At 59.2% G+C, this 12,920-nt stretch carries 14 protein-coding genes; 2 read left to right on the top strand and 12 right to left on the bottom strand.

Going from position 1 to position 12,920, the window contains the following annotated elements:
• Nucleotide 1: 1 nt before the first annotated feature.
• Entirely contained in the window at nucleotides 2-1,483 is a 1,482-nt protein-coding gene (locus R5R33_RS12250) for a DEAD/DEAH box helicase (protein WP_318952988.1), read from the bottom strand.
• A 481-nt stretch (nucleotides 1,484-1,964) separates the two neighbouring features.
• Here R5R33_RS12250 and R5R33_RS12245 point away from each other — a divergent pair, with 481 nt between their 5' ends.
• Both R5R33_RS12245 and R5R33_RS12240 read left to right on the top strand, forming a co-directional pair.
• Nucleotides 1,965-2,534: a GNAT family N-acetyltransferase gene (locus R5R33_RS12245; RefSeq protein WP_318952987.1), complete on the top strand. Its 570-nt coding sequence runs from the start codon at nucleotides 1,965-1,967 to the stop codon at nucleotides 2,532-2,534.
• Nucleotides 2,535-2,772: 238 nt separating this feature from the next.
• On the top strand, nucleotides 2,773-3,687 hold the full coding sequence (locus tag R5R33_RS12240; RefSeq protein WP_318952986.1) for a bile acid:sodium symporter family protein: 915 nt from the start codon (nucleotides 2,773-2,775) through the stop codon (nucleotides 3,685-3,687).
• A 61-nt stretch (nucleotides 3,688-3,748) separates the two neighbouring features.
• Here the strand turns inward: R5R33_RS12240 and R5R33_RS12235 are convergent, their stop codons facing one another.
• The 11 genes from R5R33_RS12235 to R5R33_RS12185 form a co-directional block, all read right to left on the bottom strand.
• Nucleotides 3,749-4,288 carry a YdeI/OmpD-associated family protein gene (locus R5R33_RS12235; RefSeq protein WP_318952985.1) on the bottom strand — a complete coding sequence of 180 codons (540 nt, stop codon included), beginning with the start codon at nucleotides 4,286-4,288 and terminating at the stop codon, nucleotides 3,749-3,751.
• A gap of 129 nt (nucleotides 4,289-4,417) precedes the next feature.
• Nucleotides 4,418-5,047 (bottom strand): GNAT family N-acetyltransferase, encoded by a 630-nt coding sequence (locus R5R33_RS12230; protein WP_318952984.1) that lies wholly within the window; start codon nucleotides 5,045-5,047, stop codon nucleotides 4,418-4,420.
• Nucleotides 5,048-5,453: 406 nt separating this feature from the next.
• Nucleotides 5,454-5,840: a hypothetical protein gene (locus R5R33_RS12225; RefSeq protein ID WP_318952983.1), complete on the bottom strand. Its 387-nt coding sequence runs from the start codon at nucleotides 5,838-5,840 to the stop codon at nucleotides 5,454-5,456.
• 115 nt (nucleotides 5,841-5,955) lie between these two features.
• The gene (gene parE / locus R5R33_RS12220) at nucleotides 5,956-7,842 is read right to left on the bottom strand and encodes a DNA topoisomerase IV subunit B (RefSeq protein WP_318952982.1); all 1,887 of its coding nucleotides are present in this window, start codon (nucleotides 7,840-7,842) and stop codon (nucleotides 5,956-5,958) included.
• Nucleotides 7,843-7,875: 33 nt separating this feature from the next.
• Entirely contained in the window at nucleotides 7,876-8,502 is a 627-nt protein-coding gene (locus R5R33_RS12215; RefSeq protein ID WP_318952981.1) for a YqiA/YcfP family alpha/beta fold hydrolase, read from the bottom strand.
• 61 nt (nucleotides 8,503-8,563) lie between these two features.
• Nucleotides 8,564-9,226 carry a hypothetical protein gene (locus R5R33_RS12210; protein WP_318952980.1) on the bottom strand — a complete coding sequence of 221 codons (663 nt, stop codon included), beginning with the start codon at nucleotides 9,224-9,226 and terminating at the stop codon, nucleotides 8,564-8,566.
• A gap of 188 nt (nucleotides 9,227-9,414) precedes the next feature.
• Entirely contained in the window at nucleotides 9,415-10,218 is an 804-nt protein-coding gene (locus tag R5R33_RS12205; protein ID WP_318952979.1) for a phosphodiesterase, read from the bottom strand.
• Between the two features lie 52 nt (nucleotides 10,219-10,270).
• Nucleotides 10,271-10,828: a DUF1249 domain-containing protein gene (locus R5R33_RS12200; protein WP_318952978.1), complete on the bottom strand. Its 558-nt coding sequence runs from the start codon at nucleotides 10,826-10,828 to the stop codon at nucleotides 10,271-10,273.
• Nucleotides 10,829-10,970: 142 nt separating this feature from the next.
• Nucleotides 10,971-11,597, bottom strand: coding sequence for an NUDIX domain-containing protein (locus R5R33_RS12195; RefSeq protein WP_318952977.1), 627 nt, complete (start codon nucleotides 11,595-11,597; stop codon nucleotides 10,971-10,973).
• Between the two features lie 33 nt (nucleotides 11,598-11,630).
• Nucleotides 11,631-12,197, bottom strand: coding sequence for a DUF4136 domain-containing protein (locus R5R33_RS12190; protein WP_318952976.1), 567 nt, complete (start codon nucleotides 12,195-12,197; stop codon nucleotides 11,631-11,633).
• Between the two features lie 91 nt (nucleotides 12,198-12,288).
• Nucleotides 12,289-12,867, bottom strand: coding sequence for a DUF4136 domain-containing protein (locus tag R5R33_RS12185; protein ID WP_318952975.1), 579 nt, complete (start codon nucleotides 12,865-12,867; stop codon nucleotides 12,289-12,291).
• Nucleotides 12,868-12,920: the final 53 nt, after the last annotated feature.

Genomic DNA, 12,920 nt, shown 5'->3' with positions numbered 1-12,920 from the left:
CTCAGGCCGTTTCCGGACGGCGCTGCGGGCTGCGCCTGCGGCGGTTCGGCTGGGAGCGATTCTCGCCCTGACCATCGGCGCTGCGGTTGCGATTGCGGTTTTGTCCACCGGACGTATTACCCCCGGAGTTATTGCCACCAGAGCGGTTGCCGGAACGGGCATTGGCATTGCCACCGCGCGACTCGCCGCCGCCATTTCCAGTGCGATTACCGGAGCGGTTGCCCGAACGATTGCCGGACGGCTTGCCATTCCCGGTAGAGCTGCCGTTGCCAGCGGACTGCGGACGCGGGTTGCCGCCGCGGCGCACCTGGCTGCCCTTGCCGATCTTGCCACCGGACTCCGGCAGCTGGTGATCCGGCTCAAAGCCCTCCACCTCTTCGCGCTCAATCGGCTTCTGGATCAGCCTCTCGATATCCCGCAGCTGCTTGATCTCGTCCGCGGAAACCAGTGAAACCGCCTGCCCGCTCGCGCCGGCGCGACCGGTGCGGCCGATACGGTGCACGTAATCCTCCGGCACATTCGGCAGGTCGAAGTTCACTACCTGCGGCAGCTGGTCGATGTCGATACCGCGGGCGGCGATATCTGTCGCCACCAGAATCTGCACCTTGCCGCTTTTGAAATCCGCCAAGGCTTTGGTGCGCGCATTCTGGCTCTTGTTACCGTGAATGGCAGCAGCGGTGATGCGGTCCTTTTCCAGCTGCTGTGCCAGACGGTTGGCACCGTGCTTGGTGCGGCTGAACACCAGTGCCTGGTGCCAGTTGTTTTCGCGGATCAGGTGGCTGAGCAGCGCGGTCTTGCGCGACTTATCCACAGGGTGCAGCTTCTGCTGCACGGTCTTGGTGGTGCTGTTGCGCGGGCTTACGTCGATCTCCACCGGGTCTTTCACCAGGCCCTTGGCGAGGGCGCGGATTTCCGGCGAGAAGGTCGCGGAGAACAGCAGGTTCTGGCGTCGCTCCGGCAGCAGTTTCAGGATTTTCTTGATGTCGTGAATAAAGCCCATGTCCAGCATGCGGTCGGCTTCGTCCAGCACCAGCGCTTCCAGGAGGTCGAACTTGATCGCGCGCTGGTTATACAGATCCAGCAGACGGCCCGGGGTCGCCACCAGAATGTCCGCACCGCCGCGCAGGCGCATCATTTGCGGGTTGATTTTCACCCCACCGAATACGCAGCTGTGGCGCAGTGGCAGGTACTTGGAATAGCTCTGCACATTGTCGAATACCTGTGCCGCCAGCTCGCGGGTGGGCGTGAGAACCAGCGCGCGCACCTGGTTATTGCGCGCGCGCTCGCCCGCACACAGGCGGTGCAGCAGTGGCAGGGTGAAGCCCGCAGTCTTGCCGGTACCGGTCTGGGCCGCGGCCATGACATCGCCACCGCGCATCACCACAGGAATCGCCTGCTCCTGAATCGGGGTAGGTTGGGTATAGCCCTGCTCCGCAACGGCGCGGGCAATTTCCGGCACAAGGCCGAGATCTTCAAACAACATAACGGTTCTTCTTGCAGATGACCGGTGCCTGGTTCTAAACCACACAAAGCAGCCGGGTAAAAATTCGGGTAACTCGCCAGGTAGAAGCAGAAAACTCTACTGTGCTACGGGTGAGCTCAGGTTGCCGCCAAAGGCTGTGGTCGAAAATTCCAATTCGACCCGGTGCGGCATTCAGTAGATAGGGTTCAGACACACTGTTGAGCACAGTGTTCCAGAAATGAGCCGGAAAACATTCCAGCCTACAGATGACGCAACTGGCGCTAGTGCCAGCCGCGGCACTATACCACAGTGCAACAGACTGCCCAGTTTTAACTTCAGTGATGCGTCGCGTGCACTATTTCGGCCAACGGCGTGGGCGCCAGTCTTCGAATCTTGGGTATTACCGGTCATTCACCATAGCCTTTGATACAGGCCGCAAGCAGTGCAACTTTATGGCTATTCGCATGAAAACCGATCGAACCACAACGGGGAGGGTAACAACATGACAGGCACGACGATGCGCGGGCGCTCTGGGCCCACATCTGAATCCACATCGGTCTGGGAAGAACAACACTACACACTCACGGACGGTCGACAGGTTCTCATTCGCCCAGTACAACCATCTGACGGCGCCCTGGAAAAAGAGCTGATTGAGCACCTTTCTGCAGACACCAGTCGCATGCGCTTTCTGGGGGGTATCGGCCAGGTCAGCCGGCAGTTGATCAAGATACTGACCGACAACGATTCCCGCCACGAGGCCTTTATTGCGCTGGGCAAAGATGAAAGTGGCAAGCAGCACGCGGTGGGCGTAGCCAACTTTGCCTGTGATCCAGATGGCCGCACCTGTGAATGTGCGATTGTGGTCGCCGATGAATGGCAGAAAACCGAGCTGGATAAATTCCTGCTGCAGGAGCTGGTAGATGCCGCCAAGCTGGATGGCCTGGATGAAATCTACTCCATTGAATCCGCCAGTAACGCTGCCATCGATCATGTGGCGAGAGAATTGGGATTCAACTGCAAGTCGGACCCCCGCGACTACACCATGGTGCGCTACAGCCTGAATTTGCATTGAGAACCAAATACGGGAAATCAGTCTCGAGCTGTTAGCGAACGACCCGAAACGTGGGGATGGCGCCACCCGCGCTATCCCCTTTAACACGCTCACCTCCTCTGCAGTCATTCTGCATCTACCCAAACGTAAACTTGTTGACATTCTCGCCCCAAGCACGTTTTCTAGAATGCCTGAAGCGATGTGCCCATCCATTTGGGCTATATACAAAAAGATCTAAAAATAATTATCGGAGCGCCCCATGGAATCGAGCCCGCTGATCTCTATCGGCCTGCCTATTTCCCTGTTCATCATCATGATCGGGATTGGCATGACCCTGACCGCACGTGATTTTCACCAGGTCACCGTCAAACCCGCCGGCCTGATCCTGGGTACCATCACCCAGATTCTGCTGATGCCCGCGGCAGCCTTTGCCCTCGCCTGGGCACTGCAACTTTCCCCGGCGATGGCGGTGGGACTGGTGATCATCGCTGCCTGCCCCGGCGGCACCACCTCCAACCTGTTCACCCTGCTGGCGCGCGGTAACGTCGCGCTCTCCATCGTGCTCACGATTTCCGCCAGCCTGATTACCATCATGACCCTGCCGATCTTCACCAACTATGCCCTGGGTTTGCACTACGGCACCCAGCAGGCGATTGAGTTGCCCTTTGTGAAGACCGTGCTGATGCTTTCGCTGATCGTACTGCTGCCGGTCGCCATTGGCATGCTCATCAAGTGGTTCCGCCCCTCCCTCGCCACCCGCGCGGAAGGTGTGGTGAGTATCTTTGGCGGTGTGGTGCTGGCGGCACTGGTGGTTGCTATCGTGTATGGAATTCGCGATCGCTTCCTCGACCTGATGATTCAGGCGGGCCCCGGAACCATTGCCCTGAACCTGCTCGGCATCGGACTCGGACTTTTGAGTGCAAAACTGGTAGGGCTGGGAAAACGCGAAGGTATCGCCATCGCCACGGAACTCGGCATCAAAAATGGCACCCTGGGACTGATGGTGACACTCACACTGCTGCAATCCAGCGAGATGTCCATCCCCTCCGCGATTTACGGCGTGATCATGTTTCCCATTGGCTTCCTGCTGGTCGCCCTCGGTCGCTGGATGGTAAAAGGCGAGAAAAGCGATCCGCAACTGGGTGCCGACCGCGCCACACCAATTCCGGAATAAACCCGGAATAAATTTGCTAAGTGCCTATGGAGACACTGAAAAATGCAGGCATGCGCGCGGCCTATTCGTGTTCGGGCGCGCGCAACGCCTTGCTGTAGAAACCCGAGGGATCGAAACAACAAACCCGCTTTTTTCCCTCCGCAAGCATGTTACACGTATCACCGATACGTTTAGCACGGGTCTTGGATTGCTTGGCAGAGGTGATCCAATGTATCCAGTCCACCCGCGCAATCGTGGTGGTCGCCTTCCAAATACAATGCGCTTCTGGATTGGCAGCAAGCGCATCTGCAAGATCTGACGGAATTTCGGGCTCGGGTTCTTTTTCCACTGGCTGGATCTCCAGAGAGATGGTATCCCCGACAGCGACACCAGCGGCCTCCTGAAGCTCTTGGCTAACCCGCAGCCAATGGCTCAACTTCCCGTCTGGCTCCAGTGTGGCCTGAAAGCCATAGCCGTTGATCGTGCCCTCAACCGTTGTCCTGCCGCGTCGCGGGAGTTTTTCACTGGCAGCCTTCGGCAGGAGTACAAATGCCCACGAGCTTGCACCATCTGCGCTCACAGGCCGGAAAAGGACTGCGTCGAAACTGGATTTGTTTTCCACTGGCCTGTTCGCAATTGAATTAAAAGTCTAACTACTGAATTAAGCCGACCCGCGAAACGGGTTCAGCTTGCGTGAATTTTTCGGCCGTTCACGCTATTGGCGCTCAGCAGGCACCTAGCGCGACGGTAGCTAGTTAGCGTTCGGCCGCTCCATGTAACTCGCGCCAGGAACGAAACCATGCGCGTTGCTCAAGGTCGAGGGGCGTTCCGCGCATACGCGAAACCCCAGCTTCTCGTAGAGCGCTTGAGCGCGTGAATTGGTCACCGCGACATCGAGCGCCAGCGTCCGATATGCTGCACGTCCGCGCTCGGCAAACCAGTGCAGCAGCGCATGGCCCAGTCCTTGACTGCGATATTCCGGCGCAACACCAAGATGCGCGACGTACAGACAGCCGGGGCGTGGCGGACGAATGACCGACTCCGTGCGCAATCCGCGCACCAAAACGCCCAACACATGGCGCCAGCCATATATACGCCAGAATCGCCTAACCGCCTGCAGGCTAAAACGTAGCGTTTGCTCGGCTCCCCACGCCGCCCCAACACCGACCACACACCCATCGAGTTCGACCACGCTATGATTGCGCCAACCAAACTGTGTATCGCCACCGAGAAATGCCGCGCGCAAAAAGTCTTGGGCACTCGCTTTTTGCGGAACGCAAAATACATAATTGAACGCATCCGGCCCGGAACTGTAGATCAGGGGAACCACCGCATCTACATCTTCAGGTGTAGCTGGGCGGAAACGGGCAATTGGATGCATTTTTCTGGGTCTCCGACCTTGGTTTGATGATATCTGTCGTAGGTGAGGGCCAGCCCTTGCTGCCTTGAATTATTGTGAGATACCCCAGAGCTAGGCGCGCGTCTTCCATGGACGTTCAAGGACAGCTGAATTTTAATATCGGCCTTCTTGAAGCCTCCGAAAGATATTACTTAGAGCTTTCTATTGCCTGCTTATACAACGAGCCCAGCCAAAATACCCCAAAGCTTAAAAGCAAGAGCCCCAGCCCACCTAAAAATGTACCTACTGCAACCATCTGTTCCATAACTATTCCTTATATTTTTAAATTTAATTTAATATCTGATTACACATAACGCTCGGTTTAGAGACGGGTGGAGCATAGCGCAGACCGTCCCAGCCGTGTCTTCGCGGCGATTAAAAACGTATGTTATGTATTTGGTGCAAGTGGAAAGCCTTCTGGCTGTTCACTAAATTTTTCTACGCGATCCTTAGAATCAGTAGCCCAAACTTTACCGTCTGGTTCTAGCTGAACATAAAATACACGCTTTGAGAATGGCCCCCAACCACGCCATATGATTTTTGAAAGGGGGACACCTTGAACAGAGTAAGTATGGCCAGCCTTCTCTGAGCTTACAGAAAACTCCACGTATTCTGCGCCCTTTATATATTCGGACTTTCCATCCTTTATTTGTATTGATTTATCTTCAATGACGACCAGCTGAACACTTCCACTATTATTGAAGAAGCTGTAAGTCACAGGGATGCTACAGGAGGCAACAATCAACGAAATTAGCAAAATGGGAAGTTTCTTCATACGCGATTACACATAACGATTTTAATCGTAGTACCGACGACACTAATCCCGCCGACATTCGTTTTTGGCTAGACAGAAACAACAAAGCCCCATTTCATGGGGCTTTGTGTTCGGTTTAGCTCACTTCGGCGAGGTTGCCTTTCGACTCCAGCCACTGTTTCCTGTCGCCGGCGCGTTTCTTGGCGAGCAGCATATCCAGCAACTGGTTGCTGTCATCGCCAGCATCGATATACAGCTGTACCAAGCGGCGGGTGTTGGGGTCCATGGTGGTTTCCCGCAGTTGCAGCGGGTTCATTTCGCCGAGGCCTTTAAAGCGGGTGACCTGGAGTTTGCCTTTCTTTTTCTCCGCGGAGATGCGGTCGAGAATGCCCTGGCGCTCGGCGTCGTCCAGCGCGTAATAGACATCCTTGCCGATATCGATGCGGAACAGCGGTGGCATGGCGACATACACGTGGCCGTTGGTAACCAGCGGGCGGAAGTGACGCAGGAACAGCGCGCATAGCAGGGTCGCGATGTGCAGGCCGTCGGAGTCGGCATCGGCGAGGATACATATCTTGTTGTAACGCAGGCCTTCGAGATTGTCGCTGCCGGGATCGACGCCGAGGGCGACGGCGATATCGTGCACCTCCTGGCTCGCGAGGATTTCGTTGGAATCCACTTCCCAGGTGTTCAGGATTTTTCCGCGCAGCGGCATGATGGCCTGGAATTCGCGATCGCGCGCCTGCTTGGCGGAGCCGCCCGCGGAGTCCCCTTCCACCAGGAAGAGCTCGGAGCGGGTGGCATCGCCACTGGAGCAGTCGGCGAGCTTGCCCGGCAGTGCGGGGCCCTGGGTGACCTTTTTGCGCGCGACCTTTTTCGCCGAGCGCAGGCGTTTCTGTGCATTGTTGATGCACAGCTCCGCAAGCTTGTCACCCTCTTCGGTGTGCTGGTTCAGCCACAGGCCGAACGCATCCTTGGCCACGCCGGAAATAAACGCGGTGGCCTCACGGGAGCTCAGGCGCTCCTTGGTCTGCCCGGAAAACTGCGGATCGGCGAGTTTGGCGGACAATACGTAACTGCACTGGTTCCAGATGTCTTCCGGTCCCAGCTTAACGCCGCGCGGCAGCAGATTGCGGATTTCGCAGTATTCGCGCATCGCGTCCAGCAGGCCCGCGCGCAGGCCGTTGACGTGGGTACCGCCCTGGGCGGTGGGGATCAGGTTTACGTAGGATTCGGCGACAACCTCACCGCCCTCCGGCAGCCACTGCACGGCCCAGTCCGCGGCTTCGGTGGTGGCGCTGAAGCTGCCCACGAACGGTTCCGCCGGCAGCACTTCCCAGCCCTGGTTTGCTGCAGCGAGGTAGTCCTTCAGGCCGTCCTCGTAATACCACTGATCGGATTCGCCGTCCTGCTCATTGATAAAGGTAACGCTCAGGCCCGGGCAGAGTACCGCTTTGGCGCGCAGCAGATGGCGCAGGCGCGGCACGGAAAACTTGAAGGAATCGAAATACTGCGGGTCCGGCAGGAAGCGTACGCTGGTGCCGGTGGTGCGCTTACCGCACTCGCCGATGACTTCGAGATCTGAGGCCTTGTCGCCGTTCTGGAACCCGATGCGGTGTACCTGGCCTTCGCGCTGGATGGTGACTTCCAGCACCTTGGACAGGGCGTTCACCACCGAAATACCCACACCGTGCAGGCCGCCGGAGAACTGGTAGTTCTTGTTGGAAAATTTACCCCCCGCGTGCAGGGTGGAGAGGATGACTTCCACCCCGGGACGGCCCTGTTCCGGGTGGATATCCACCGGCATGCCGCGACCGTCGTCGCTGACGGTGATGGAGTGGTCCTTGTGCAGCACCACTTCGATTTTCTTGGCGTGGCCGGCGAGGGCTTCGTCGACACTGTTGTCGATGACTTCCTGGGCCAGATGGTTGGGACGAGTGGTGTCGGTGTACATGCCCGGGCGTTTTTTCACCGGGTCGAGCCCCGTCAATACCTCAATGTCTTCTGCTGAGTAATTGGCCATAAAGTTATTATTCGCCGTACTGCTTTGTGATTTTCAATTCGTCGGAAACAGGAAATTTACCAGTGCCTCGGTGTAGCGGGCAAATCCCTGAAAGCTGTGATCGCCGCCGTCTTCGATGGTCTGCTGCTGTCCCGCGTAGAACTGCTCGGCGTCACGGCAATCCAGGGTCTCGTCGCCGCGCTGCGCCAGCAGCCAGTAGCGCCCCTGCAGCACAGATGGAATCGAGGCTTCAAGCCTGCGCATGTTATCCACATCTGCAGGGCGCAGGCGATAGGTGTGCATCTCGCCGCTGTAGGGTTTCAGGTCCTGGTTCACATAGCCGGGCATAAAGCGGGAGGGCTTGATCGCGGGGTTGATCACTGCCGCGGGCAATCCGTGCTGTTCTGCCAGCCAAGTGCACCAGAAGCCCCCCATGGAGCTGCCCACCAGGCCGATGGGGCCGCGGTGGTTGCTGCGGAAATCCTGCAGCATCTGCCCGAGCGCCATCGCCGCCTCGCCGGGGTAAGGCGAGATCAACGGCGCATAGAACACGATTTCCGGGCGCGACTGTTGCAGCCAGTCTTTCAGCAGCTGGCATTTGAAGGACTGCGGAGAGGACAGGAAACCGTGCAGATAGATCAGCAGCGGACGTTCACTGGTTGGGTTTTGTGGTTCTGACATGGGTGGGGATTATAGCGGTGCCGCCAGTTTATGTACCGGCGGCTTGCCCCGATACGGCGATTCAGCGCAGGGATTCGTCCAGGCTGGCGAAGGCGCGCCGCAGGTCGACTTTCATATCGTGCCAGAAGGTGACGCTGGTAAAGCGGTCCATACGCCCGGCGAACCCCATACCGCTGAAATTGTCGCCAATATCACGGCGGTCGCTGAAGCGCATTACCGCGTTGCCGTCGCTGTCCTGCAGCTCACCGGAAAGCACGCCGTAGGCGCTCTGGTCGGTGTAAACACGCCACAACCAGGGCTGGGGATCCAGGGGTGCGCCGAGGGCAAAGCGACTCAGGTCCATCCGCAGGACAAAGTCTGCCTCCGCTTTATCCGCTACCAACAGGCTCTGGCGCGGGGCGAGGAAGCGTTCGCTCAGGGTCTCCCCCATCAGTTCCTGCAGTCGCGCCAGGTCTTTCTCGCTCAGTTCGTAATCTTCCGCGCGCAGCGGCGAACCGGGGGTGGGGTAGCGCTTGCTGTAGGCGACAGCCACCGGCTCAAGGTAGACCTTGGCCCCACTGAGGTCGAAGGCGTAGGCGGCACTGACGCTATCGAGCCCCGTCTGGCGCGGCAGCAGGCCGTCTTCGGCATCCTTGGGGTTGACGCTGCTCTGCTGGGCGCAGCCGACCAGCAGCGCCAGAGAAAGAAGTAGCGGGGACAGCAATTTGTTTTTGATTGTCTGCATGGTGACCTCACTTCCTGTTACTGGGTGTTGTACAAGCGGCCGGCACAATATCTCACACCGCTGTCCGAATCCGGTACCACACAACCGCGGATTCCGGTGCCATTCTAAAGTAAAGAACAGGCTGTGGAGTCACGAAAGTCAGGGATAGATCGAGAATCGGCTAGCGAGCGGTATCTGGTGGGCTGGTATCAGTAGCCGGAGGATGCCAGGTCGACACTGTATTCGGCGATGGCGACCCGCTCGACGCCGGTCTCGTAACTGCCGTCGTCATGCAGCTCGAACCAGCGATAGCCGGGCATTTCGCTGTCTACTGCAAAGGGTCCGCTGCCGGGGGTGAACTGCACCGAGGTCGAGGGGGTCGCGTGCAGGCCCGCCGGGCCGAGCCGGCAGTCGAACTGCTGGTGCACGTGGCCCCAACATACGGCGCGGACATTATCGGAGCGCTGGATCAGGTCGACAAAGGCCTCGCGCCCCTCTTTCAGCATATGACCATCGATCCAGTGGCTGCCAACGGGGACTGGCTGGTGGTGCATCGTCAGCATGATCGGGTATTCGCGGTGTGCGTCGATCAACTTTTCAATACGCGCCAGTTCCGCGGGGCTGAAGCCACCAGAAATTTGCCCGGGCACGCTGGTGTCCAGCAGCAACAGACGCCAGTTGCCGAGGGCGACCAGTTCCGGGCGCCGCTTTGGCGCAATCTCGTCCATGCGCTGGGGATTGTCGTGGTTGCCCGGAAGCCAGTACCAGGGGCAGGTGGCAGCCTGCATCTTGTGCAGGAAGCGGCGGTAGGCGGCCTCGGAGCCGTTGGCGGAAACGTCGCCGGTCACCACCATAAGTTCGGGCTGAGTGGGCATCGCGGCAATGGTGCGGAGAACTTCCTCCAGGGTGTGGCCGGTATCCAGGCCCAGCAACTGGTAATCCGGCCGGCCACCAATATGGGGGTCGGTTATCTGGATCAGCCGGTTTGCCGGTTGTACTGCCTCGATCTTCACTTTCTCACCTTGCCGAAACATCCGTGTCATCTGTGCGATGCCCGGCATGCGTTCAACGTCTCCGGTCACCAAAGGTGAGGTCGACGTCGACGCGGCCATTTGCCAGGCAGTGGGCCAACCATTCGCTCAGATAGCGATTTACCTGTTGGCGTTCATCTTCTTTGTGCATTGCCGGGTTGGGGTAGCTGAAGTTCAACCCATCCCCCCCAACCGGCCCCTGACCATCTACCGCCACCACTTCCGCCATGCGCGCGTCGTGGTACATACGCACGGTGATGGGCGGCGGCCGCAGCCAGTTTTTGTCCTTTCCAGCATCAACTTTTGCCGCGGCGTCCGCGGAGGCCTGCAGACAGACCTCGGTGGTGTAGCGGCTGCGCTCGAGCACTGCGACCTGCAGGGTGCCGCCGGGCACCTGATAGCGCCAACAGTGATTGCTCTCGAACTCCGGCATCAGTTTGCACAGGCGCAGGTAATTGGCGTCGCAATCAGCGTGATAATCCGGCAAGTCGACGCGGTAGCGCTCTCGCACACTCCCCCGCGTTCCTGTGCCCACACCCGTGCGGGCCTGAACGGAAATTCTGCTGCGGCCTGTGTCTGCTGGTACCGCCATTATCGACACTCCTGTTAAGTCCGCGCCGTGATTGATCTCTCAAATTGTCCGCGATTCGCCGCATTCGCGGTATCAATCGGCGAATTGTAGGGCCCGGCGGGTCACTTGACGCAAATTTCCCCTTGGCAAATACAGGGGAATATTACCCGCCCAGGCGTTCTCGATTCAGCTGCAGCCACTGCAGGCCGATGATACTGGCCGCGTTGTCGATGGCCGCATCCCCACGGTTGACCGCATCCAGCACCGTCTGCAGGGGAAACACACGCAGGCGGATATCCTCGTGCTCGTCGGCGAGACCGAAGTAGCCCTCGATATCCCGCAGATCCGCACAGCCACAGAACAGGTGCATGCGCTCGCAGGCGCCGCCGGGGCTGGGCAGGTAGCTGCGGATGAAGTGCAGCGCCTGCACCTCGAGCCCCGCTTCTTCCTGTAGTTCGCGGCGGGCGACGTCCTCGAGGGATTCCCCCTCCTCCACCATTCCCGCCACCACTTCCAGGCACCAGGGGCCGCCCTCGCGCTCCAGCGCACCGATACGGAACTGTTCGGTCAGGGCAACCAGTTGATGCTCTGGGTCATACAGCAGCACCCCCACCGCATTGCCACGCACGAACAGCTCTCGCTCCATCTCTCCGCCCCAGCCTCCGCGATAAAGGCGGTGGCGCAGGCGCAACTTGTGCATTTTGAAGAAGCCGTCGTACACGGTTTTGCGGGAAATGATATCCACCGCGCCGCGGGTAAACGGCGGCTTCAAATCCGTTTTGTCACTCATGGAATTCCTTATCGAGACAGATCCGCGCCCGACTCAGTCGTAGCCGACGTCGTTGTAGGGCGGGAAGCGCGCCAGGATCATGCCCGCCTCTTCCCGCAGGCGGAACATCTGCTGCTCAGGAGAGTCGTGGCGCGCAGCGGTGGACGGCATGCTGCCCCGCCACAACGGCGCTTCATCCGGCGACAGCACGTCGACGATCAGGGTGGACTCGCGGTACTCGTGCACCCGCAGCGGCGCGCGCCAGCCAAACCCGAAGTAGCGGTAGCCGCCGTAGATGCTGAACGGGTCCTGGTACACCGCCATCTTGTCGGCACTCAACAGCTGCACCCTAACCAGGAAGTCCGCCTCTTCGCGGCTGGCGGCGGGGCTGTAATTGCCACGAAGCACTTCGTCTACCGCCTGGTTGGCGCGCTTGCTTTCAAACGGGGAAACCGGGCCGTTGGCCAGGGTATCCAGCAGGTAGTAACTGCGGAGGTTGGCGAACTTGAAGCCAGGGTCGTAGTCGACGGCTACCGGGTTGGGAGCGGCACAACCGCCGAGACCTACAATCACGAGCAGGCCTAGGGCGGCCACGGAAAAGAGTTTGCGCAGTGAAGCCATATGTTCTCCCGCTATTGGGTTGCGAGGACGGCGTCCCTGCCGATCCGTTATTGGAAATTCCGTTATTGGAAGTATTCTCGGGCCAACTGTATCAGGCTGCTGGCGGCAAGTCCCTGAGCAGTTCGTTGACGGCATTGTTCAGGATGCGCTGGCGCTCGTTTTTGTCTTCCGGGCGCACCATCAGCTTGGTGGCGCTGCCACCCCAGATGGGCATGCCGTGCTGGGGACCGATACCCACCGACAGGGTCACCCGCGGCGCGCCGGTGCGGGCGGGCAGTTCCACCACGCCGCGCTGGGCATTGCTGTCGAACTGGGCGTCCCAGCTTTCGTCTTTCGGATCGCCCGCGAACTCCTCCTCGACAATCGCAATCTGGTAATCCACCACCATCTGCGCATGGTCGGCCCCCTGTACCTGGCGATATCCACGCGCCAGCATCACTGCTCCCACCACCTGGCGCAGCTCTGCATCCAGTTCCACCAGCTGCGCGGGTGCGCCGGATTCACCACTCAGCGCCTCCGTGCCCCAGGCGTAGGTCTGGAAGCTGACCGGCGCGCTGCGCGATTCGATGCGGTCTATCTGTGTCGGGGTGCCGCAGCCCGCGAGCCCGAGGGACAAAACAAATCCTGTCAGCAGGCTGGTGACGTTCAGGCCTGTGCTTGCATTGCGCATCCGTTGTTCCTTCTTGAATGTTCTTGTGTGAATCATCTTGAAATTGCGTGGGA

It is taken from the genome of Microbulbifer pacificus (genome assembly GCF_033723955.1).
In the GTDB taxonomy this organism is placed as follows: domain Bacteria; phylum Pseudomonadota; class Gammaproteobacteria; order Pseudomonadales; family Cellvibrionaceae; genus Microbulbifer; species Microbulbifer pacificus.
The sequence above is the reverse complement of the archived record's forward strand: the minus strand, read 5'-3'. Positions and strand labels throughout refer to the sequence as shown.